Origin of the sequence: Komagataeibacter melaceti, from assembly GCF_003403295.1 — a bacterium.
GTDB classification, from domain to species: domain Bacteria; phylum Pseudomonadota; class Alphaproteobacteria; order Acetobacterales; family Acetobacteraceae; genus Komagataeibacter; species Komagataeibacter melaceti.
In genome coordinates this window covers 1-357 of sequence record NZ_QUWV01000217.1, presented here as the reverse complement: position 1 = coordinate 357, position 357 = coordinate 1, and the positions used below count along the sequence as shown (strand labels likewise).

Below are 357 nucleotides of genomic sequence, written 5' to 3'. Positions count from 1 at the left end.
TGGCCAGCGCGCGGGCCGATGTGGAATGGCATGTGGCCAGCATCCGCATGCTGATCGCGACAGGTATCGTGCCATGAAGCGCATTACCCTTGCCCTGCTGCTTCTGGGGGCCGGCTGCCTTCCTGCCCGGGCGGAGGAAGGAGCGCTGCCCCCGATCGTGAAGCTGGATGCGGCGGCGGTCGCCAATGAAGGTGTGAGTGTCGTCACGGCCACGCCCGGCACGGTTGCGCCCGTGCTGCCGATCGTAAGCCGGGTCATGCCCGATACGACGCGGGTCGTGCATATCCACCCGGCGGGCAGTGGCAAGGTGCTGGCGGTGCCGGTCCAGCCGGGCATGCATGTCGCGCGCGGGCAGGC

Annotated in this window: 1 pseudogene; it reads left to right on the top strand. The window is 69.2% G+C overall.

Annotated features, from left to right (window positions below):
• Window positions 1-73: 73 nt before the first annotated feature.
• Window positions 74-357 (top strand): annotated as a pseudogene (locus tag DY926_RS16475) (efflux RND transporter periplasmic adaptor subunit); the annotation flags it as partial.